This is a genomic window from Burkholderia sp. IDO3 (genome assembly GCF_003366075.1).
Taxonomy (GTDB): domain Bacteria; phylum Pseudomonadota; class Gammaproteobacteria; order Burkholderiales; family Burkholderiaceae; genus Burkholderia; species Burkholderia anthina.
The window spans coordinates 150,286-171,783 of record NZ_CP028964.1; the positions used below are offsets into that span (position 1 = coordinate 150,286).

Sequence of the window (21,498 nt, forward strand, 5' to 3'; positions counted from 1 at the left end):
CGAAACGGTCATGCTGCTCGACTGCGACAAGATCGACGTCCGCTCGGCTCCGAAAAGAGCCATCGATGTCACTACGTTTCGACAGTCCGTTTCGGATCGGTAAGAAACCCCCATCACAATCCGCGAAACACGCCAAAAATGACGCCGCCGCTCCCCGTGCGGCGGCATCACCTCTCACATCAGTCCCCCGCAACTCACGCGACGGTCGAAATATTCCGCTCCGCCACCTCGTCCACCGCCGCCTTCACGATACCGACTATTTCATCCGCCTCCTCCCGCGTCGTCACGAGCGGCGGCGCAAACCCGAGAATGTCGCCGTGCGGCATCGCCCGCGCGATCACGCCACGCTGCAGCGCCGCGGCCGACACCTGCGCGCCGATCTTCAGCGCAGGATCGAACGGCGTGCGTGCGTCCTTGTCGGCCATGAACTCCAGCGCGGCCAGCATCCCGACGCTGCGCACCTCGCCGACGAGCGGATGCGCATCGAATGCGTCATGCAGCTTCGCGCCGAAATACGCACCCACGTCCGCCGCATTGCCGACCAGGTTCTCGCGCTCGAGGATCGCGAGGTTCGCGAGCGCGGCAGCCGCGCACACCGGGTGGCCCGAATAGGTCCAGCCGTGCCCCATCGGCCCGTGCTCCTGCGAACCGCGCGCGATCACGTCCCACACCCTCTCGCCGACGATCACGCCCGACAGCGGCGCATACGCGCTCGTCAGCCCCTTCGCGACCGTGATCAGATCGGGTTCGATCCCGAAGTGCTGCGCGCCCATCTTCGAGCCAAGACGTCCGAACCCGCACACCACTTCATCCGAGATCAGCAGGATGTCGTGCTTGCGCAGCACGGCCTGCATCGCGGGCCAGTATCCGACCGGCGGCTCGATGATGCCGCCCGTGCCCATCACGGGTTCCGCGATGAACGCCGCGATCGTGTCGGCGCCTTCACGCGCGATGAGTTTTTCGAGCTCGTCGACGCAGTACGCGACGAACTGCGTTTCGCTCATGCCGACCGGCGCCTTGCGATACCAGTGCGGACACACCGTATGCTTCACGCGGTCGATCGGCAGGTCGAAATGCTGATGAAAGCTCGGCAGGCCCGTAAGGCTGCCCGTCACGATGCCCGAGCCGTGATAGCCGCGCTCGCGCGAAATGATCTTCTTCTTGTTCGGGCGGCCAAGCACGTTGTTGTAGTACCAGACGATCTTGACCTGCGTTTCGTTCGCGTCGGAACCCGACATCCCGTAATAGACCTTCTTCATCCCGGCCGGCGCCCAGTCGATGATGCGCGACGACAGCTCGATGATCGCGTCCGACGCGTGGCCGACATACGTGTGGTAATACGCGAGCTGCTTCGCCTGCGCGTACATCGCGTCGGCCACCTCGGTGCGGCCATAGCCGATGTTCACGCAGTAGAGGCCGGCGAACGCGTCGATATAGCGCTTGCCCTGGTGATCCTCGATGCGGATGCCTTCGGCGCCGCGCACGATCTTGCCCGGCAGCGCGCCGGTCTCGTGGTCGTACGCGTGCGTCGACGGGTGCATGAAGTGGGCGCGGTCCTCGCGCAGCAGTGCGTCGATCGAGTGTTTCATGATGAGCTCCTTTGAATGAGTCAGGCCGTCGCCGCGACGGGCAGGCCGAGATTGCCGAGGCAGAAGTACTTGGTTTCGGTGAACGGCTCGAAACCTTCGGCGCCGCCTTCGCGCCCGAGGCCCGACGCCTTCATCCCGCCGAACGGGATCGGCGCGCCGGTGAATTTCACGCCGTTGACGGACACCATCGCAAAATCGAGCCGCCGCACGAGCTGAAAGATCGTGTCGATGCGCGTCGCGCACACGTAGGCAGCCAGGCCGTACTCGGTGTCGTTGGCCTGTTCGACGACTTCGTCGAGCGTGTCGAACGCACACACCGCCGAGATCGGCGCGAAGTTTTCCTCGTCGTACACGCGCATGCCGGGCGCGGCATCCGCGATCACGGTCGGTTCGTAGAACCAGCCGCCGAGTGCGTGCGGCCGGCCGCCGGCCACGATGCGTGCGCCGCGCGCACGTGCGTCGTCGACGCGCGCCGCCGTCGTATCGAACGCCGCCTGATGCATCAGCGGGCCGACGTCGACACCCGGCTCGAACGCGGGGCCCGTCTTCAGTTCGCGCACCGCGTTCGCATAGCGGCCGACGAATGCGTCATAGAGCGGGCGCGCGACGAAGATCCGGTTCGCCGCGCAGCAGTCCTGCCCGGAGGTCTGGAACTTCGCGCCGACGGCGATCCGCACCGCGTGGTCGAGCTCCGCGTCCTCGGTCACGATGAACGGCGCGTTGCCGCCCAGTTCGAGCGCGACCTTGCGAATGCCGGCTTTCGCGGCAGTTTCGGTCACGAGCCGCCCGACGCGCGTCGATCCGGTGAAGCTCACCGCGCGCACGCGCGCATCGCCGACCAGCGTTTCCATCGCCATCTGCGGTTCGCCGAGCACGACGTTGAACACGCCGGCCGGGAAGCCGGCCTCGTCGGCGAGCTGCGCGAGCGCAAGCGCCGAGAACGGCGTCTCGTGCGCGGGCTTCACCACCACCGCGCAGCCGGCCGCGATCGCGGCGGCGGCCTTGCGCGTGATCATCGCGGCCGGGAAATTCCACGGCGTGATCAAGGCCGCGACGCCGACCGGTTCCATCACCGTGCCCAGATGCGCGCCGTCGATATGCGTCGGGATCGTGCGGCCCGCGACACGTTTCGCCTCGTTCGCGAACCATTCGACGAAGCTCGCCGCATAGCGAATCTCGCCGCGCGATTCGGCGAGCGGCTTGCCCTGCTCGAGCGACAGCAACGCGGACAGATCGTCGAGATGGCGCAGGATCAGCGCATGCCAGCGCAGCAACGCGTCGCTGCGGACCGCTTGCGGCGTCCAGCGCCATGTATCGAACGCGCGCTGCGCGGCGTCGACGGCCGCGACGATCTGCGCGCGCTCGAGCATCGGCACGTGGCCGATCACGGCCTGGTCGGCGGGGTTCACGACGGCGACCGTCGCGGCACTGTCGCTGTGAATCCAGCGACCGTCGACATAGCAGGTCGACTTGAACAGAACGGGGTGTCCGGGCAGCATGCTGCGTCTCCTCGTTTGGGTGGGCACGAACTTCATTCTGGCGTGCCGGCGCGCGCGGAAATTTCGGTTTCGGCGCCCGCTTCTTGCGGTTTTTTCCGTATTGCCGCGCGTTCGCGCGAAGTTTCAGTGCCAGTCCGGCGCGCCGCCGGATTCGCACTTCACGACCTTCGTCACGATGTACGTGAAGTAGCGCTCGATGCCGAGGTCGTCCATCAGCAACGCGTCGATGAAACGCTGGTAGTGATCGATGTCGCGTGCGACCACATGCAGCACGTAGTCGACGCCACCGCCCGTCGCGAAGCACTGCGCGACTTCGGGCGCTGCGGCAATGCGCGTCTCGAAGCGCCGCATGTCGAGCGCGGTATGGCGCGACAGCGTCACCTCGACGACGATGCGGCTGCCCGAGAACGCGCCGATCCAGTCGACGTCCGCGCGATAGCCGCGGATCACGCCGCTTTCCTCGAGCTTGCGCACGCGCTCCCACGCCGGCGAGATCGACAGGTTCACGGCCTCCGCGAGCTTCGACTTCGTGATGCGTCCGTCGCGCTCGAGGATGCGCAGGATCGCCAGGTCGTATCGGTCGAGCTTGATCACGTCGTGCGCGCCCCTATGCGGCCACCGGGATGTTGCGCTCGACGATGTCGGCCACCACAGCGATCGTGTCGCCGGCCTGCACGATACCCGGGAAGTGCCGCGCGGCAAGCAGCCCGCTCCGCCGTGCGACGTATTCGACCGGTGCGACGCCCGTGCGGTCGATGTCGTGCACGCGCGCGAGCACGTCGCCGGCCGCGACCTCGCTGCCGAGATCGCGGCACATCTCGAGCAGCCCGCCATGCTCGCTGGTCGTGAAGCACGAGCCGTCCGGCATGTCGAGCAGCGTCGTCGTGCATTGCGCGGTGCGTGTGGCGCCGCGCGCGCCGTCATCCTTCGCGATCACGCCCGCATGCGCGAGAAAGCCGCGCACGCCGCGCTCGGCGATCGCGACGCTCGCCGCGCTCGACGACCCGCCGCCGCCCAGTTCGGTCGACACGAACACCTTGCCGGCCGCCTCCGCCGTGCTGTCGTAGAGCCCCACGCTGTCGAGCTCCAGCATGCGCATCGAATACGGAGCGCCGAACGCGCGCATCGCGCGCTCGCAGCGTGCTTGCTGGTCGCCGTCCTCCAGCACGTGGATCGCCGCGAACGGCACGAAGTCGAGCGTGCGGCCGCCCGCATGAATGTCGAGCACGTGCGTCGCGAGCGGCAGCAGGTGGCGCTGGAAGTAATCGGCGATCTTCTCGGTGACGGTGCCGTCCGGCCGGCCCGGAAAGCTGCGGTTCAGGTTGCCCGCATCGATCGGTGACGTGCGGCGCGCAGCCCGGAACGCCGGATAGTTCATGAACGGCACGACGATCACGCGGCCGTTCACGTCGGCCGCCTTCAGCGACCCGGCGAGCTTCGACAGCGCGACCGGGCCTTCGTATTCGTCGCCGTGATTGCCGCCGGTCAGCAACACCGTCGGCCCGTCGCCGTGCTTCACGACGGTCACCGGAATCATGATCGCGCCCCACGCGGAATCGTCGCGCGAGTAAGGCAGCTTCAGGAAGCCATGCTGTTCGCCGTCCGCGTCGAAATCGACGGTCGGCGTGATCGGAGAAGCACGCATCGTCCTACTCCTTCACGAACAGCTTGCGCGGCGTGTTGCAGAAGGTCTCGACGCCGGTATCGGTGATCAGGATGCTCTCCGTGATCTCCAGCCCCCAGTCGTCGAGCCACAGCCCCGGCATGAAATGGAACGTCATGCCGGGTTCGAGCACCGTGCGGTCGCCCGGACGCAGGCTCATCGTGCGCTCGCCCCAGTCCGGCGGATAGCTCGCGCCGATCGGGTAGCCGCAGCGGCTGTCCTTCTCGATGCCCGCGCGGCGCAGGACCGCGAAGAACGCGTTCGCGATGTCCTCGCACACGTTGCCGGGCTTCGCGGCCGCGAGCCCCGCCTCGATTCCTTCGACCACCGCGCGCTCGCCTTCGATGAAGTGCGCGGGCGGCTTGCCGAGATAGACGGTGCGCGACAGCGGGCAGTGATAGCGGCGGTAGCAGCCCGCAATCTCGAAGAACGTGCCCGCGCCGCGCGCGAACACCGTGTCGTCCCAGGTCAGGTGCGGCGCGGCCGCGTCGGCACCGGTCGGCAGCAGCGGCACGATCGCCGGATAGTCGCCGCCGAAGCCGTCCGTGCCGCCGATCCCGGTCGCATAGATCTGCGCGACCAGATCGCTCTTCTTCATGCCCGGCTCGATCGTGTCGACGATGTGCGCATGCATCCGCTCGACGATGCGAGCGGCCACGCGCATGTACTCGATCTCGCGCGGCGACTTCACCGCGCGCTGCCAGTTCACGAGCGCCGTCGCATCGACCCAGCGCGCGGCCGGCAGATGCTGCTGCAGCGACGCGTAAGCCGCCGCGCTGAAGTAATAGTTGTCGAGCTCGACGCCGATGTGCAGCGCGCCCCAGCCGCGCGCGGCGATCACTTCGGTCGACAGGTAGTCCATCGGGTGACGGGCCGTCGACTGCACGTAGTGGTCGGGATAGCCGACGATGTTTTCGTGCGCCATGAACGCGGTGCGCTTCGCGCCGTTCGCGTCCTGGCCGCGGCCGTACCAGACGGGCTCGCCGTCCATCGGCAGCAGCACGCACTGGTGCACGTAGAACGACCAGCCGTCATAGCCGGTGAGCCAGGCCATGTTGGTCGGGTCGGTGACGATCAGCAGGTCGATGCCGGCCCGCTGCATCGCCGTGCGCGTCTTCGCGATGCGCGCAGCGTATTCGCTGCGATCGAACGCGAGGCGCGGCACGGCTTCGTAGGTTTCGATGACTGCGGACATCTGTCTCCTCTCAAGTCGTGAGGTCGTTGTGGAAAATCGTGCCCGCCCCTGCCGCACGCGCGCGCTGCAGCGCGAGCACGGCAATGGCGGTGTCCTGCGCGCCGGTTCCGGTCAGGTCGCAGATCGTGATGTCGTCGCGCTGCGTGCGGCCGTCGCGATGGCCGGCGATCACTTCGCCGAGTTCGGGGAAAACGGCATCGGCCGCGACCGCGCCGGCCGCGATCGCATGCGCGAGTTCGCCCGCCACGCGGGTCTGTTGCAGCCGGTCGCAGAAATAACGCGCGGCGCCGAACACCGACGGCGCGAGTTCGGTCTTGTAGTCGGCGTCGGAGCCCATCGCCGTCACGTGCAGCCCCGGATGCAGATCCTCCGCGTGCACGAGCGGCGCGCGGCTGGGGGTCGTCGTCACCGCGATATCGGCGTCGGCCAATGCCGTATGCACCGATCGCGCGACCGTGGCGTCGATGCCGTGCGCCGCGCGCACGTCGGCCGCGAACCGCGCGGCGCGCGCGGTGTCGCGTGCCCAGACCGTCACGTGCGTGATCTCGCGCACGAGCGTCAGCGCATCGAGCTGCAGCCGCGCCTGTTCGCCCGCGCCGACGATCGCCACGCGCTGCGCGTCGGCGCGCGCGAGCCGGCGCGCCGCCACCGCGCCGGCCGCCGCGGTGCGCACGGCCGTCAGGTAGCCGTTGTCGAGCAGCACGGCCTCGGTCAGCCCGGTGCGGGCGGACAGCACGAGCATCAACCCGTTCAGGCTCGGCAGGCCGAGCGACGGGTTGTCGAAGAAGCCGGGGCTGACCTTGATCGCGAAGCTGTCGAAGCGCGGCAGGTATGCGGTCTTCACGTCGACTTCGCCGTGACGCGCCGGCAGCGCGAGATTGAGGATCGGCGGCATCGCGACCGCATCGGTCGCGAGCGACGCGAACGCGGCCTCGACCTGGTCGATCGCGGCGATATCGAGCGGGACCAGCGCGCGCAATTGCGCCTGTCCGAGCAGCGTGACGGGATGGGTCATATCAGTTCTCCGAAACGATCCGGCGATGCACGTCCATGTCGATGTTCGCGCCGCTCACCACCACCACGATCGGGCCGGCAGGATCGCGACGTACGATCCGTTCGTCGAGCAGCGCGGCGATGCCGACCCCACCCGCGCCTTCGACGACGATGCGCTCTTCGCGATACGCGTGTGCGATGCCGCGCGCGATCGCCGGCTCGTCGAGCAGCACGACGTCGTCGGCCAGCGCGCGCGTCATGTCGAACGTGTAGCGGTTGTCGAGGCCGATGCCGCCGCCGAGCGAATCGGCGAGCGTCGGCTGTTCGTCGACGTCGACCGGCCGCCCGGCCGCGAGGCTCGCGTGCATCGCGGCGCCGCGCGCCATCGACACGCCGACCACCTCGATCGCCGGCCGGATCGCCTTCGCGGCGAACGCGACGCCGCTGAAGAGTCCGCCACCCGACAGCGGCACGACGAGCGTGCCCGCATCGGGCAACGCCTCGAGCATCTCGATGCCGATCGTCGCCTGCCCCGCGATGATGCGGGGATCGTCGAACGGTGGCACGTAGGCGTAGCCTTCGTCGCGCACGAGACGCCGCGCCTCGGCCTGCGCGTCGTCCTGGCTGTTGCCGGCGATCACGACCCGCGCGCCGAGCGCGGCCACCGCGTCGACCTTGTTCGCCGGCACGAGCGACGACATGCAGACGGCGGCCTCGATGCCGAACGCGCGCGCCGCATGCGCCACCGCGCGGCCGTGATTGCCGGTCGACGCGGTGACGACGCGCGTCACCCGCTGCTCCGCGAGTTCGGCGAGCGCGTTGGTCGCGCCGCGCAGCTTGAAACTGCCCGTCGGCTGCAGCGTTTCGAGTTTCAGATGAACCGGCGCGCCGACCCGCGCGGACAGCGCGGCGGACGCGACGAGCGGCGTGACACGCGCATGCCCGGCGATGCGTCGGCGCGCGCGGTAGACGTCGGACAGCGACAGGAAGGACATGGAACGCGCGCCTCATTGATGTGGTGCGATCCAGTCTAATGTTCCAAATTGCGCTTTCGAATGTCCTGATACATTGTGCGTCGCCGCCGCGACGCCGGCTTCGTTTCAGTGAAAATCGTGCACGTGCGGATACTGCTCGAACACGCCCGCGATCGTCTCGAGCGCGGCGTTGCACGCGGCATCCGTCGTCTCCGCGCCGATGCACACGCGCACCGCATTGGGCCGCTCCGTACTGCCGACGAGGAACGGGTCGGGCGACGTCACCGCGATCTTGCGGGTGCGCAGTTCGCGCACGAGCCGGTCCGCCTGCCAGTAGTCGGGCACGCGCAGCCACGTCGACAGCGCGTTCGGGTGCGCACCGAGCACATACGGGCCGAGCGCGGCCTTCACCATGTCCTGGCGCACCGCGAGCCGCTGGCGCTGCAGCTCGACCAGCCGTCGCGCGGTGCCGTCGGCGATCCAGCGTGTCGCGATCTCCGCGATCGGCGACGTCGCCATCCAGCTGCTCACGCGCAGCACGCTCTCGACCCGCAGCGCGAGCCGTCTCGGCATCGCGAGATAGCCGGTGCGCAGCCCCGTCAGCACGGATTTCGTCATGCTCGTGCAATAGAAGCCGAGCTCCGGAATCAGGCTCGCGATCGGCGTGGCCGTCTTCGCGGGCAGCGGGCCGTACACATCGTCCTCGATCACGTACACGCCGTAGCGCGACGCGATGCGCGCGATCGACTTGCGCCGCGAATCGGACATCATCGACACCGTCGGATTATTGAGGGTCGGCGTGCACACGAGCGCGCTGATGCGCTCGCCGTCGCACATTTCCTCGAAATGTTCGGGACGGATGCCGTGCTCGTCCATCTCCAGCCCTTTCAGCGTAAACCCGAGCACGTTCGCGGAGCCGATCACGCCGTGGTCGGTCAGGCTTTCGCACAGCACCGTGTCGCCCGGCCCGACGATCGACGCGAGCGCGAGAAAGATGCCGTGCGCCGCGCCGTTCGTGATCAGCAGCGATTCGGGATGCACCGGCATGTTCAGCGACGCGAGCCACGCGGCACCGGCCTCGCGATGCGCGTCCAGGCCGGCGATCGGCCGGAACGAGCGGATCCACGGCTGGTCGTCCGCGCCGGCCAGCGCCGCGCAGACGGCGCGCCACGCGGCATCGTGCTCGGGCGTGTGCACGATGCGCGCGATCGAGAAATCGACCAGTTCGCGCTCGGCCGTATCGAGCATGTAGTTCGACATCGATTCGGTCACGCGCGCGGCCACGAAGCTGCCGCGCCCGACCTCGCAACGGATCAGGCCCTGCCTTTCAAGTTCCTTGTAGGCATTGGTGACAGTCTGCACGCTGACGCCGAGGCTCGCCGCGACGTCGCGCTGCGGCGCAAGCCGCGCGCCCGGTGCGAGCGCGCCGCTGTCGATGTCGGTGGCGATCGCCTTCACGAGCCGCTTGTATTTCGACTCGATGCCGTGCACCGCGCCGATCGCGTCGTGCCAGCGCGCCGATACCTCGGTCCGTCCCATCTCGATGTCTCCGTCGTAGCTTCCGCATGGTCGCTCAGAAAGACACCCTGAAAATATTGTCCTAGTGCAATCGTGCGCGGAAAGCAGGATGGTGCGGCGCGGCCGGGGCACGATCGGCCGGTGTTACGGCCGGGTTCGCTGCGCCGACACCCTGACGCCCTGACGCACGGCACAGGCCGCCGGCTGCGCTGCCGCGGTGCATCACAAGAGGCGGCCGCCCCCACCTTACAGCTTGACCATCCCCGGCGCCCCGCCTAAATTGCCCGTTGCAGGTCGGCATACCGCATGACATCCGGGTGACAAAAAACGATAGTTTGCTATCGAATAATTTTGCCCCTATCATCTCGCCCATGACCAATCTGCACGACCTCCGCCTCGCCGTCAGCAGCCTGCTCGTGCTCACTGCCCGCAAGTGGCGCCGCACGAGCGACGACGTGCTGACCGCCTACAACGTGTCCGAAGCCTGCGCGACGCCGCTGCTGATCGCCGGCCGCCTCGGCGAAGGCGTGCGCCAGGGCACGCTCGCCGAACACGTCGGCATCGAGGGGCCGTCGCTCGTGCGCCTGCTCGACCAGCTGTGCGCAGCCGGTCTCGCGCGCCGCGACGAGGATCCGCACGATCGCCGCGCGAAAACGATCTCGCTCACCGCCGCCGGCCGCGCGGTCACCACCCGGATGGAAGAAGACCTGCGCGTGCTGCGCGCCCAGGTGCTCAAGGGCATTACGCGCGCCGATCTCGAGGCGACGCTGCGCGTGCTCAACGCATTCAACGCGGCCGATGTGCACCATCCGGCGTCGCGCCCGCCCCACACCGCCGATTCCGCGTCATGACCTATCCGAGCCTTCGCGACTGGCTGTTCTCGGGCAAGACGTTCGCCGCGTCGATGCTGGCGCTGTACCTCGGCCTGTATTTCCAGCTGCCGCGCCCGTACTGGGCGATGGCGAGCGTCTATATCGTGTCGAACCCGTTCGTCGGCGCGACGCGCTCGAAGGCGCTGTATCGCGCGCTCGGCACCGCGCTCGGCGCGGCCGCCGCGATCCTGTTCGTGCCGCCGTTCGTCGAGACGCCGCTCCTGTTCAGCATCATCGTCGCGACGTGGTGCGGCACGCTGCTCTACCTCGCGATCTCCGACCGCACCGCGCGCAGCTACGTGTTCATGCTCGCCGGCTATACGATGCCGCTCGTCGCACTGCCGACCGTGACCGATCCGTCGACGATCTTCGACGTCGCGATCGCGCGAACCGAGGAAATCGTGCTCGGCATCGTGTGCGCGAGCGTGGTCGGCAGCGCCGTGTTCCCGAACCGGCTCGCGCCGGCGCTGATCGAGCGCACCGACGCGTGGTTCCGGGACGCCGCGTTCTACGGCCGCGAGACGCTGTCCGGGCATCTCGCCGGCAAGGCGCTGTCCGCGTGCCGGCAACGCCTCGCCGCCACCATCACGGGCCTCGAATTCCTGCTGAGCCAGCTCAGCTACGACCACGCGCACCCGCGCGTGCTGGCCCGCGCGCAGGCGCTCGCGGGCCGGATGCAGCTGTTCCTGCCGCTGATGTCGTCGCTCGCCGATCCGCTGATCGCGCTAATGCGCGACCTGCACGTGCGCCCCGCCGCGCTCGACGCGCTGCTCGCCGACGCCGCGAAGTGGTTCGACGCGCCGCTGCCGGCCGTCACCGCCGGTGCCGACGGCGAGATGACCGACGATCCGGTCGCGGACAACCTGCGCGCGCGCATCGCGTCGCTGCAGCCGCCCGACACCGCGCTGACGAGCTGGGACGGCGCGCTGCTGTCGAACGCGCTGTGGCGGCTGCGCCAGGTCATCGACATCTGGCAGGACTGCCGCTCGCTGCGCGCGCTGATCGCGAACGAGTCGGGCGTCTGGCAGCCGCGCTACCGGCACTGGCGGCTCGGCGGCACCGAGCGCTTCTTCGATCGCGGAATGATGCTGTTCTCGACGCTGACCGTGGTCGGCGCGATCGTGTTCGCGTGCTGGCTGTGGATCGAGTCCGGCTGGCACGACGGCGCGGGAGCCGTCACGCTCGTGGCCGTCGCCTGCAGCTTCTTCGCCGCGCTCGACGAGCCTGCGCCGCTGGTGTTCAAGTTCTTCCTCGCCACCGCCGCGAGCGTCGTGTTCGCCGGCCTGTACCTGTTCGCCGTGCTGCCGCACGTGCACGACTTCCCGATGCTGGTGCTGATGTTCGCGGGGCCGTTCATCCTGATCGGCACATTGCTGCCGCGCCCGCAGTTCAACATGGTGACGATGCTCGTCGCGGTGAACACGGCCACCTTCATCAGCATCCAGGGCGCATACGAAGCCGACTTCTTCGTGTTCCTGAACAGCAACCTCGCGGGTGTCGCCGGGCTGTTGTTCGCGTATGTCTGGACGCGTGCGACGCGGCCGTTCGGCGCGGAACTCGCGGTGCGGCGCCTGCTGCGCTCGGGCTGGGAGGACGTCGCGCGTTCCGCGTCGACGCAGCCGCTCGACGACCAGCGCAACCATGCGTCGCGGATGCTCGATCGCGTCACGCAACTGCTGCCGCGCCTGGGCGCCTCCGACGATCACCGCCACCCGTCGATCGAAAGCTTTCGCGACCTGCGCATCGCGCTGAACGCGCTCGACCTGCGCCGCACGCGCCGCAAGCTGTCGGGCGACGTGCCCGATGCGATCGACCGCGTGCTGGCCGGCGTGACCGATCACTACACCCGCTGCGCGGCCGCGAACGCGCGCCAGCCCGCGCCGCCGGCACTGCTCGCGTCGATCGACGACGCGCTGCAGCGCGTGGCCGGCCGCAACCTGCCGGGCACCGCAACGCCGGACGACGGCGCGACGCCACTTCCGGCCGCACCGGCAGCGCATCGCTGGCTGCGTGACACGTTGCACGCGCTCGTCGGCCTGCGCCTGTCGCTGTATCCGGCCGCGTCCGCGCAGCCGCCGCACGCATCGCCGGACGGAGCCCGCGCATGACCCCGCTTTCCAACCTGTCTTTCCGACCGCGACCATGATCGGCGAAATCGACATCTTCGGCGTATTCGTGCCGGCTCCGCTCGTGCTGATGCTGATCGCCTACCTGATCAACATCGTCGTGCGCGCGGTGCTCGAGCGCGTCGGCTTTTACCGCCTCGTCTGGCACCGTTCGATCTTCGACCTCGGCATCTACGTCTTCGTGTTTGCCGCAGTCGTGATCGTGTCTCACCATCTCGTGGCTACTTCATCGTGAAAAAAACCTGGCTCTCGGCAGGGCAGATCCTGCTCACCCTGATCGTCGTCGTCGTGGCGGCCCTCGTGCTGTGGCGAATCATCAACTACTACATGTTCTCGCCGTGGACCCGCGACGGGCACGTGCGCGCCGACGTGATCCAGGTCGCGCCCGACGTGTCCGGGCTCATCACCGCCGTGCAGGTCGCGGACAACCAGGAGGTCCGGCGCGGCCAGGTGCTGTTCGTGATCGACCAGGCGCGCTACACGCTCGCGGAGCGGCTCGCCGAAGCGACGCTCGCGCAACGCACCGCGACGCTCGCGCAGGCCAAACGCGAATACGCGCGCAACCTGCAGCTCGGCAACCTCGTGGCAAGCGAGCAGGTCGAGGAAAGCCGCACGCGTGTCGAGCAGGGCGAAGCCGCCGTCGCCGATGCGCAGGTATCGCTCGACACCGCGAAGCTGAACCTGCGGCGCACGACGATCGTGAGCCCCGTCGACGGCTACCTGAACGACCGCGCGCCGCGCGTCGGCGAATACGTGCCGGCCGGCCGCGCGGTACTGTCGGTCGTCGACCGCAATTCGTTCCGCGTCGATGGCTACTTCGAGGAAACCAAGCTGCGCGGCATCCATATCGGCCAGCCCGTCGACATCGTCGTGATGGGCGAACCGCATCCGCTGCGCGGCCACGTGCAGAGCATCGTCGCCGCGATCGAGGATCGCGACCGCACGCAGGGCGCGAACCTGCTGCCGAACGTGAACCCCGCATTCAGCTGGGTGCGGCTCGCGCAGCGCGTGCCGGTGCGCGTCGCGCTCGACGAGGTGCCCGACGACTTCCGGATGATTGCCGGCCGCACCGCGACCGTCGCGATGCGCACCGACACGCGCCGCGACGACAACGCGAAGCCGGCCGCCGGCGCTTCGACCGCCGCGGCGGCGGCGTCGCCCGCGCCCGCCAGCGCAGCGGGGGCCTCGCAATGAAGCGACACGGCCTGCGCCTCGCGGCGGCGCTCGCACCGCTCGCGCTCGCACTCGGCGCGTGCAAATCCGTCGGCCCCGACTACTCGCTGCCGCAGCAGGCGTATGTGAACGCGCCGCTCGCGAATCATGCGCTCGACGACGCGAACGGCACGCTCGTGTCGCGCGACGCGGTGCCCGGCAACTGGTGGCAGCTGTATGACGACCCCGTCCTCGACGATCTCGTGCGCAGCGCGCTGAAATCGAACACCGACCTGCGCGTCGCCGCGGCCAACCTCGCGCGCTCGCGTGCGGCGCTGGAAGTCGCGAACCAGCAGGGCGGCTTCTCAGGCAGCGCGGAAGCCGCCGTGCAGCGCGCGCAGGAATCGGCCGAGCAATATCTGCTCGAAAACAAGCTGCCGGTCGTGAACGAAGGCACGGTCGGCATCAGCGTGTCGTACGAGCTCGACCTGTTCGGCAAGCTGCGGCGCGGCGTCGAGGCCGCGCGCGCGGACAGCGACGCCGTCAAGGCCGCCGCCGACCTGGCGCGCATCACGGTCGTCGCCGATGTCGTGCGCGCGTACGTCGAATCGTGCTCCGCCGGCGACGAGCTCGCGATCGCGAAGCAGTCGCTCGCGCTGCAGCAGCAGCGCGTGACGCTGTCGCGGCGGCTGCGCGATGCCGGGCGCGGCAACCAGACCGACGTGACGCGCGGCGTGACGCAGGTGCGCACGCTGTCGGCCGACATCCCGCGTTTCGAAGGCCGCCGCAAGATTGCGCAATACCAGCTCGCCGCGCTGCTCGCACGTTCGCCCGCCGATCTGCCGAAGGCGGTCGGCGAATGCGAGCGCCTGCCGAAGCTGCGCCAGCCGATTCCGATCGGCGACGGCGCCGCGCTGCTGCGCCGCCGCCCCGATGTCCGCGAAGCGGAGCGCCAGCTTGCCGCCGCGACCGCGCGTATCGGCGTCGCGACCGCCGCGCTGTACCCGTCGATCAGCATCGGCGCGTCGGCCGGGTCGGTCGGTATCGCCGGCGATCTCTTCTCGTCGACCACCAACCGCTGGTCGTTCGGACCGCTGATCAGCTGGTCGTTCCCGGTCAACGGCCAGCGTGCCCGCGTGCAGGAAGCCGAAGCCGCGACGGGCGGTGCGCTCGCGCACTTCGACGGCGTCGTGCTGAACGCACTGCGCGAAACGCAGTCGAGCCTCGCGACCTACGCGGCCGACGTGCAGCGCACCGACGCGCTGCGCACGGCGTACGAATCGGCGCGCAGTTCCGCCGACGAAACGCACCGGCTCTATACGGCCGGCCGCGAATCGTTCATCTCCGATCTCGATGCGACGCGCACGCTGACCAGCGTGCACGCGCAGGTCGCCGCGGCCGACGGGCAGGTCGCCGCGGACCAGGTGCGGTTGTTCCTCGCGCTCGGCGGCGGGTGGGAAGGCGATGCGGCGACCGCTGCCGCGCCGCAGACGTCGGCGACGGCGGATGCACCGGGCGCCGCATCCGCCAGCGCCGAGTGATCGTCCGGCGCGGCGCCTGAAACCGCGTCTGTACCCCCTCGAGCCAGCAGCCAGGTTGCCGTCCGCGCACGCAGCGCGCTGACTACCCGTCCCGCAGTGCAGCACAGCATGCGGGCGGTTGGCCGCCGCCCCGCACGACCGTTCGCGATCTCGCATGTCCGGTATGTCCACGCCGGCGTCGCGCTTCGCAGCCGTTGCCGGTACACTCGTCCGCAGTTTCCGTCATTCGCTCGCCGCCCGCCGGGCGGCCCATTTCCCCGGAGAGTCATCATGCGAACCAGCGCCCGCAATCAATTCGCCGGCCAGATCGGCGCCGTCAAGCCCGGTGCCGTCAACGACGAAATCACGCTGCGCACCCAGGACGGCCTCGACATCGTCGCCGTGATCACGCACGGCAGCGCCGCGTCGCTGGGCCTCGCGGCCGGCACGAAGGCGTTCGCGCTCGTGAAGGCGTCGTCGGTCATCGTGATGGTCGACGTCGACAGCAGCAAGGTATCGGCCCGCAACTGCGTCGCGGGCACCGTGTCGTCGGTCGCGAAAGGCGCGGTCAATTCGGAAGTCGTGATCAAGGCGGCAGGCGGTACCGAAATCGTCGCGATCGTCACCAACGACAGCGTCGAGCGTCTCGGCCTCGCGAGCGGCAGCGCCGCGTCCGCGATCTTCAAGGCGTCGAGCGTGATCGTCGGCGTCGAGTAAGTGTCCGACCCGGTGGCAATGACGCTGCGTCGCTCGCCGCGTCTTCGCGCGGGCTACCGCGCTCGTCGAACGTGCGGGCGCGCACGATGACGTCCGCGCGCGACCACGCGCATGAACGCGTATTGCAATCGCTGCTCGCCGGGGCGGCCGACGCCGACTCCCCGGACGCGCATCTGTTTGGCGCACTCGTTGCGGCACGCGCGTGCCGCAACGAACTGGCGCTACTCGGCCTGTCTCCCGCTCGGTTGAGCGGCCTGCTTGCCCGCCAGTTTCCGCACCTGCCTCCCGCCGATGCGTCGGCGCTCGTGTCGATCGACACCGTCGCGCCGCTGCCGCCCTCACCTGCGCAATTCGTCGCGACGCTGCACACGCTGCTGATGCGCGACGCGCATCCTGCCGTCGCGCACGACGATGCCGACTGCGTCGCCGCAATCATCGCGCATGCGTGCCTGCGCCCCGACCACCTGTGGCGCGATCTCGGCCTCGACGGACGCGGCGCGGTATCCGCGATGCTCGACCGCTATTTTCCCGCGCTCGCCGCGCGCAACGTCGCGAATCTCCGGTGGAAGAAATTCCTCGCCCTGGAAGTGGCCGTATCGCTCGGCCTGCCGCCGGGGCCAGCCCCTGGATGTCCGGGCTGCGAGGATTTCGGGTTCTGTTTTCCTCGCGGAAGATAGCCATGCGGGCGGCCTGCACGGCTTGCCTGTCCGTATCGTTTGACCGACCATGCGTACACCCGTCCGCATCCTTTCCCGTCGATGCATCCGATCGCAGCACCCCACCGGAGAAACCGTCTTTGGCCGACCTCGCAAGCCCGAACCTGCCGTCACGCGATTTCGAAACGACGTCGCTGTTTTACGCGAAGCTCGGTTTCGCCGAAACCTGGCGCGACGACGGCTGGATGATCCTGAAGCGCGACGGGCTACTGCTGGAGTTCTTCCCGCACCCCGGTCTCGATCCTGCCACGAGCTGGTTCAGTTGCTGCTTCCGGCTCGCCGACGTCGGCGCGTTTTTCGACGAGGTGCTCGCTGCCGGCATTCCGGAGCAAGCGACCGGCTGGCCGCGTGCGCATCGGCCGAAACGCGAAGCATGGGGCGGTACCGTCGGTGCGCTGATCGATCCGGACGGTTCGCTGATTCGGCTGATCCAGACCAACGACTGAAACGGCTGAAGCCGGCTGCCGATCACCCGCCGCACACAAGGTTCGAAGTCCCCATAAACGGTTACTTTGCGATGCATGCCGCACGCAGCAGGCGCCGTTCTTCGTTCGCTGCGCGATCAGTGTCGATGGCGGTGATGAATGTCCGGGAAATGCGCGTGACTGTGCGTGATCGGCAGATGCACATGCGGATGCGTGTGCGGTTCGTCGCCGTCGTACGGAAAGTCGTGCGCGTGCTGATGATGTTCGTCGTGCCGATGCCGATGCGTGTGCTCGAGCCGTTCGTGCGCATGCGCGTGTTCGTGCCGTTCGCGCACATGCAGCCAGATACCCAGCGCCATCAACGCAGCCGCGATCCAGAACGTGGCCGACGGCAGCGCCGGCCAGATCAGCAGCGACAGCACGACGCCGAACAGCGGCGCGACGGAAAAATACGCGCCCGTTCGCGCACTGCCCAGATAACGCAGCGCGACGACGAACAACACGAGGCTGATCCCGTAGCCGCCGAAACCGGTCAGCATCGCGGCGGCCGTGGCCGGAACAGCAGGGAGCGCCGCGCCGGTCGCGAGCGCGATGCCGATATTCACCGGCCCGGCGATCAGGCCTTTCGCGCACGCGATGACCATCGCATCGTTCGCGGCGACCTTGCGGGTCAGGTTGTTGTCGATCGCCCAGCACAGACACGCGCCGGCGATCAACAGCGCGCCGACCGGCACATTTGCGCGCCCCGGCACCCACGACAGCAGCGTGCCGCCCGCGACGATCGCCACCATGCCGAGAAACACCTGGAAATCCACGTTCTCGCGAAACACGACCCACGCGATGACGGCCGTCAGCACGCCTTCGAGATTGAGCAGCAGCGCACTCGTCGCGGCCGGCGTGCTCGACAGCCCGAGCATCAACAGCGCCGGGCCCGCCACGCCGCCGGCCGCGATCGCGCCGGCCAGCCACGGCAGGTCGGTCCGTTGCAGCGGCGCGGCAGCGTCGGCCGGCGTGCGGCGACCGCGCAGTCCGCGCAGCAGGATTCCGATACCCAGGCCGATCCCGCTGCCGAGATAGAACAGGCCGGCGACCATGAACGGCGACATCGCGCCGATCAATGCCTTGGCGAGCGGCGTCGCAGTGCCGAACAGCGCGGCGGCAACGAGCGCGACGAGAATCGCTGAGTGTCTGGGATTCATGATGCGAGCGTTGTGTCCGTGTAGGGAATCGGTGGGCTTCGCGTGACGCCGCAGCACATCCGGCTTGCCGAATGCTTTCGATTGCGCGGAACCCGAGGTAAGCCATGCAGGCTTTCACGTTCCTGTCGTGTCGGGCGTTCTCGGCAATGAGCGTCGGCACGCGAGATTATCGCGGTTGCTTCGCGGCTCGCCAACCGACTGGAGAACGGCGGCAACAATGTGCTAGTCCGTCTCGTCTCGTCGGTTCTGCAACGAAGTCGGCGTTTCATGCCCGACATGCGTGGACAAGTGCGAATCCGGCGCCTCCTTCGCGATGGGTCAAAGGAATCTATAGCCCGCTCATCATTATTTTAGGAAAACGAATCATTTAGGTGAAACGTCCATGAATTCGTCATACCCGGCGCTCGCAATCGATATCCGGTCTCGATGCTCGCGCGATAGGGGCGACATAGTACGCAACCGACGTCCGTTCACGCGCTTTCGTCGTGCGGTCGTTGGCGGTTCAGTGGCGGAGGGGGAATGACCGGCGAACGGGCAGTGCTGCCGGCGGAGACAGCGCCAACCTGCCCGGGTAAGGGCAGATCGGTCCGTCCTGTGATTCGCTGCATGGCGGGGCATGCAGGTCGTCGCCGCGCAATCGCACGGCGACGCATCGCGCGTTACTCGCTCGCGGTGGCTTGCTGCTCGGCCTGCGGGGCTGCGTCGGCCGGTGCCTCGGTGTTGGCAGGTTGCGGCGCGGCGGCATCGGCCTGTACTTCGGCCTGCTGCTGCTGCGGTGCACCCTTCGCCGGTTGCCCGGCGCCCTTGCCCGGACGGCGCGACTTCAGGCGGCGCGCGCGCGCTGCGTCGTCGCGCGTCACGCGTCCTGCTTCGGTACCCTGCAGATCGACGCGCACCGCGTCTTCGACGAGGCACGACCAGTAGCGGTTGCCGCGGCACCACGTGGACATCGCATCGCGCAGTTCGGCTTCGTTCAGACCGACGGCCTGCGCCTCGCGGGCGAGGTCCTCCCAGATGCCGACCTTCAGCGGCACTTTCGGGGCCGGATTCTTCGGGAATGCGCGCGGGAACCGGCGCTGCAGTTTGCCGATCGCGACGATGACCGGATCGACCGGCGTCGACGGTTTCGCCGAAGCAGGCTTCGCGCCGGCCGCCGCTTTGGCGCCGGCACCGGCACCCGATTTGGCCCCACGAGCCGGCCGGTCGCCGGACTTCGGCTTCGCGCCGGCGTCCGTCTGCGTAGCCGGACGCTTCGCGTTGCGCTCCTGCTTGGCCTTTGCTGCGAGCTGCGCCCGCAATTCGGCAAGTTGTTCAAAACCCATAAATTCAATCCACCAGGAATATAAGGTGTGGTTCGTGCAGCCATTCCGCACATCGGCGCTTCGCCGCATTGCCTGCGGCCCGTCTGCCGCCGACGCGGAACATACGCTGCGGGGCCGCATCGCACCCACCGCTGTTTCAGGCACCCGGCCACGATGCCGGAGAAGGCAGGAATGGAAGTATACCGGTACGCGCGGCAGTCGGTTGACTCACCGGTTCGCATTCGACGGATTCCGGCAGCGGACAACGTGTCCACACGGTCGTGGTGCGCATTATGGCGGCGTTTTCGTGCGCGATCGATACACGCGTTACGTAGTGTCGTTTTCAGTGCGACCGGGCTTCGATATTCGGGCCGCGCCATAGATACGTTATTCCACACTACGGGATGCGAGCGTCGGTACAGCGAACGAAGACGTTCGCGGCTGCGGACCTGCGCTATCCGGGGAGGCCGGATTTCACGGTGCGATGAATGCAACGCACCAGTGTGCACAGTGCTCGTTACCGGCATCCGATTAGTTGCGTCCGCACCGATCTTCGATCGTACGACCGTGCCGGAAAGTGCGTAGTATGGCCGGATCGACGTTGGCGGCTGCCTGTCACGGAGGGTCGCGATGGCGCCGCCGGCCGACGACATCGCTATCGAATGCAAAGAGGCCCCGGTCGTACGAAGCGGAGCGAATACATGGATTCCCGACACGACATTCCCCACGACGGCATTACCCGCGAAGAAATTCACCATCGACAGATCGACATGCGCGGCTATCGGCGCAGCGACGGCCTGTTCGAAGTAACGGCCTGTCTCGCCGACCGCAAGACAAGCGACTTCACGCCGCCGGGCGGCACGCGCACCGTCGTGGCGCTGGCCCCGATTCACGATCTCGGCGTCACGCTGGTTTTCGACGTCGACATGATCGTGCGCGCGGTATCCACGTTCATCAGGTCGCATCCGTATGCGCAATGTCCGGGGGGCGGCGACTCGCTGCAGGCGCTCGTCGGATTGCGTATCGGCGCCGGCTGGAACAGCGAGATCCGCAAGCGTCTGCCGTCTTGCGACACCTGTACGCATCTGAAGGAAATTCTCGGTCCGGTTGCCACGACGGCCTATCAAACGATGGTCGGTGTACGGACGTCCCCGCTCAATGACCGCGACAGCGAAGGAAAACCGCTGAAGATCGACAGTTGTTATGCGTATGGCGCGTCGCGTGACCTCGTGAAAAACCTGTGGCCTGAATATCATCAGCCGGTGGTGTCGGTCAAAGAGGACTGACGCGTCGGTCGTGCGCACTGCGGCAGGGTGCGGGATGGGTATCGCCGCGGGATTTGCGCGTCGGAGGTATCGGCTCCCCGGCGCGCGCTTGCGACGGCAGTGACGCCACTTCGGCGGGTTCGATCGCTGTCGATCAGAACACGCCGAGCGCCAGCCCTGCGGCAAGACCCGCACCGATTTCGGCGCAGCGCGCGAGATCCTCGCTGCCGATCGTCTTGGGGGAGAGGATGCGCTCGGGCGTCTGCGCATGGGTGCAGACGATCAGGCCCGGCGCCACATTCCTGAGCCGCCATCCGGTCGCGATCCGGTCAATCTGGCGCAGTGCGTTCTGTCCGTCGCTGCCCGCGCAAATCATCGCTGCATACGGGCGGCCATTCACGCGATCGAGCGCGGCGTAGTAGCAGCGATCGAAGAAATCCTTCATCAATCCGGACATCGCAGCCAGATTTTCCGGTGTCGCGAACAGGTACGCGTCGGCGGCCAGCACATCGTCCGCGCTCGTCGCGTCCGCACGCTGCAACTTCACTTCCACGCCGGATTGCTCGCGCGCGGCGCTCGCTGCCGCTTCGGCCATCTGTTGCGTACCGCCAGTCATCGTGTGGTAGACGATCAACAGCGTCTTCATGTGGGTTCACTCGCGTTCTGCTGCATAGGCACCGGTCGGGTTCGGGACGGGTTACGTCGACATGCGCGGTCCGGTTCCGTATTCATCATGCGTTCGTCAGTTACGGACTACCGCATCTTCGAGGCTGC

At 68.0% G+C, this 21,498-nt stretch carries 20 protein-coding genes; 9 read left to right on the top strand and 11 right to left on the bottom strand.

The window, feature by feature from the left end; genetic code table 11:
• Nucleotides 1-194 precede the first annotated feature (194 nt).
• The 8 genes from DCN14_RS32325 to DCN14_RS32360 all read right to left on the bottom strand — a co-directional run bounded on the left by DCN14_RS32325 (nucleotide 195) and on the right by DCN14_RS32360 (nucleotide 9,452).
• A complete protein-coding gene (locus DCN14_RS32325) occupies nucleotides 195-1,589 on the bottom strand; it encodes an aspartate aminotransferase family protein (protein WP_096508034.1) in 1,395 nt (464 codons plus the stop codon).
• 20 nt (nucleotides 1,590-1,609) lie between these two features.
• Entirely contained in the window at nucleotides 1,610-3,088 is a 1,479-nt protein-coding gene (locus DCN14_RS32330) for an NAD-dependent succinate-semialdehyde dehydrogenase (RefSeq protein ID WP_096508033.1), read from the bottom strand.
• Nucleotides 3,089-3,211: 123 nt separating this feature from the next.
• Nucleotides 3,212-3,682 (bottom strand): Lrp/AsnC family transcriptional regulator, encoded by a 471-nt coding sequence (locus DCN14_RS32335; RefSeq protein ID WP_096508032.1) that lies wholly within the window; start codon nucleotides 3,680-3,682, stop codon nucleotides 3,212-3,214.
• A 13-nt stretch (nucleotides 3,683-3,695) separates the two neighbouring features.
• On the bottom strand, nucleotides 3,696-4,733 hold the full coding sequence (gene doeB / locus DCN14_RS32340; protein WP_096508031.1) for a N(2)-acetyl-L-2,4-diaminobutanoate deacetylase DoeB: 1,038 nt from the start codon (nucleotides 4,731-4,733) through the stop codon (nucleotides 3,696-3,698).
• Nucleotides 4,734-4,737: 4 nt separating this feature from the next.
• Nucleotides 4,738-5,946: an ectoine hydrolase DoeA gene (gene doeA / locus DCN14_RS32345; protein ID WP_096508030.1), complete on the bottom strand. Its 1,209-nt coding sequence runs from the start codon at nucleotides 5,944-5,946 to the stop codon at nucleotides 4,738-4,740.
• 10 nt (nucleotides 5,947-5,956) lie between these two features.
• Nucleotides 5,957-6,961: a cyclodeaminase gene (locus DCN14_RS32350; protein ID WP_096508029.1), complete on the bottom strand. Its 1,005-nt coding sequence runs from the start codon at nucleotides 6,959-6,961 to the stop codon at nucleotides 5,957-5,959.
• Between the two features lies 1 nt (nucleotide 6,962).
• Nucleotides 6,963-7,934, bottom strand: a complete 972-nt coding sequence (eutB, locus tag DCN14_RS32355; protein WP_096508028.1) for a hydroxyectoine utilization dehydratase EutB — start codon at nucleotides 7,932-7,934, stop codon at nucleotides 6,963-6,965.
• A 105-nt stretch (nucleotides 7,935-8,039) separates the two neighbouring features.
• Complete coding sequence (locus DCN14_RS32360) at nucleotides 8,040-9,452, bottom strand: PLP-dependent aminotransferase family protein (protein ID WP_096508027.1); 1,413 nt, start codon at nucleotides 9,450-9,452, stop codon at nucleotides 8,040-8,042.
• A gap of 350 nt (nucleotides 9,453-9,802) precedes the next feature.
• On the opposite strand from DCN14_RS32360, the gene DCN14_RS32365 reads away from it, so the two are divergent.
• The 8 genes from DCN14_RS32365 to DCN14_RS32400 all read left to right on the top strand — a co-directional run bounded on the left by DCN14_RS32365 (nucleotide 9,803) and on the right by DCN14_RS32400 (nucleotide 16,980).
• Nucleotides 9,803-10,282, top strand: coding sequence for a MarR family transcriptional regulator (locus DCN14_RS32365; RefSeq protein ID WP_096508026.1), 480 nt, complete (start codon nucleotides 9,803-9,805; stop codon nucleotides 10,280-10,282).
• Entirely contained in the window at nucleotides 10,279-12,411 is a 2,133-nt protein-coding gene (locus DCN14_RS32370) for an FUSC family protein (protein ID WP_096508025.1), read from the top strand. Before DCN14_RS32365 ends, DCN14_RS32370 begins: the two co-directional genes overlap by 4 nt.
• Nucleotides 12,412-12,445: 34 nt before the next feature.
• A complete protein-coding gene (locus tag DCN14_RS32375) occupies nucleotides 12,446-12,664 on the top strand; it encodes a DUF1656 domain-containing protein (RefSeq protein WP_096508024.1) in 219 nt (72 codons plus the stop codon).
• Nucleotides 12,661-13,623, top strand: a complete 963-nt coding sequence (locus DCN14_RS32380; RefSeq protein WP_096508023.1) for an HlyD family secretion protein — start codon at nucleotides 12,661-12,663, stop codon at nucleotides 13,621-13,623. The genes DCN14_RS32375 and DCN14_RS32380 overlap by 4 nt, the downstream gene beginning before the upstream one ends.
• Nucleotides 13,620-15,122 carry an efflux transporter outer membrane subunit gene (locus tag DCN14_RS32385; protein ID WP_096508022.1) on the top strand — a complete coding sequence of 501 codons (1,503 nt, stop codon included), beginning with the start codon at nucleotides 13,620-13,622 and terminating at the stop codon, nucleotides 15,120-15,122. The genes DCN14_RS32380 and DCN14_RS32385 overlap by 4 nt, the downstream gene beginning before the upstream one ends.
• Nucleotides 15,123-15,392: 270 nt before the next feature.
• Nucleotides 15,393-15,818, top strand: coding sequence for a TOBE domain-containing protein (locus DCN14_RS32390; RefSeq protein WP_096508021.1), 426 nt, complete (start codon nucleotides 15,393-15,395; stop codon nucleotides 15,816-15,818).
• Nucleotides 15,819-15,904: 86 nt separating this feature from the next.
• Nucleotides 15,905-16,495: a nitrogen fixation protein NifQ gene (locus DCN14_RS32395; protein WP_096508020.1), complete on the top strand. Its 591-nt coding sequence runs from the start codon at nucleotides 15,905-15,907 to the stop codon at nucleotides 16,493-16,495.
• 119 nt (nucleotides 16,496-16,614) lie between these two features.
• On the top strand, nucleotides 16,615-16,980 hold the full coding sequence (locus DCN14_RS32400; RefSeq protein WP_096508019.1) for a bleomycin resistance protein: 366 nt from the start codon (nucleotides 16,615-16,617) through the stop codon (nucleotides 16,978-16,980).
• A gap of 116 nt (nucleotides 16,981-17,096) precedes the next feature.
• Here DCN14_RS32400 and DCN14_RS32405 read toward each other — a convergent pair whose 3' ends face one another.
• Together DCN14_RS32405 and DCN14_RS32410 are read right to left on the bottom strand one after the other, a co-directional pair.
• A complete protein-coding gene (locus tag DCN14_RS32405) occupies nucleotides 17,097-18,158 on the bottom strand; it encodes a DMT family transporter (protein WP_096508018.1) in 1,062 nt (353 codons plus the stop codon).
• A gap of 659 nt (nucleotides 18,159-18,817) precedes the next feature.
• Nucleotides 18,818-19,480, bottom strand: a complete 663-nt coding sequence (locus tag DCN14_RS32410; protein WP_096508017.1) for a ProQ/FinO family protein — start codon at nucleotides 19,478-19,480, stop codon at nucleotides 18,818-18,820.
• Nucleotides 19,481-20,160: 680 nt separating this feature from the next.
• Here DCN14_RS32410 and DCN14_RS32415 point away from each other — a divergent pair.
• Nucleotides 20,161-20,745, top strand: a complete 585-nt coding sequence (locus tag DCN14_RS32415) for a DUF2889 domain-containing protein (RefSeq protein ID WP_096508016.1) — start codon at nucleotides 20,161-20,163, stop codon at nucleotides 20,743-20,745.
• Nucleotides 20,746-20,878: 133 nt separating this feature from the next.
• Here the strand turns inward: DCN14_RS32415 and DCN14_RS32420 are convergent, their stop codons facing one another.
• Nucleotides 20,879-21,370 (bottom strand): NAD(P)H-dependent oxidoreductase, encoded by a 492-nt coding sequence (locus DCN14_RS32420; protein ID WP_096508015.1) that lies wholly within the window; start codon nucleotides 21,368-21,370, stop codon nucleotides 20,879-20,881.
• Between the last annotated feature and the right edge of the window lie 128 nt (nucleotides 21,371-21,498).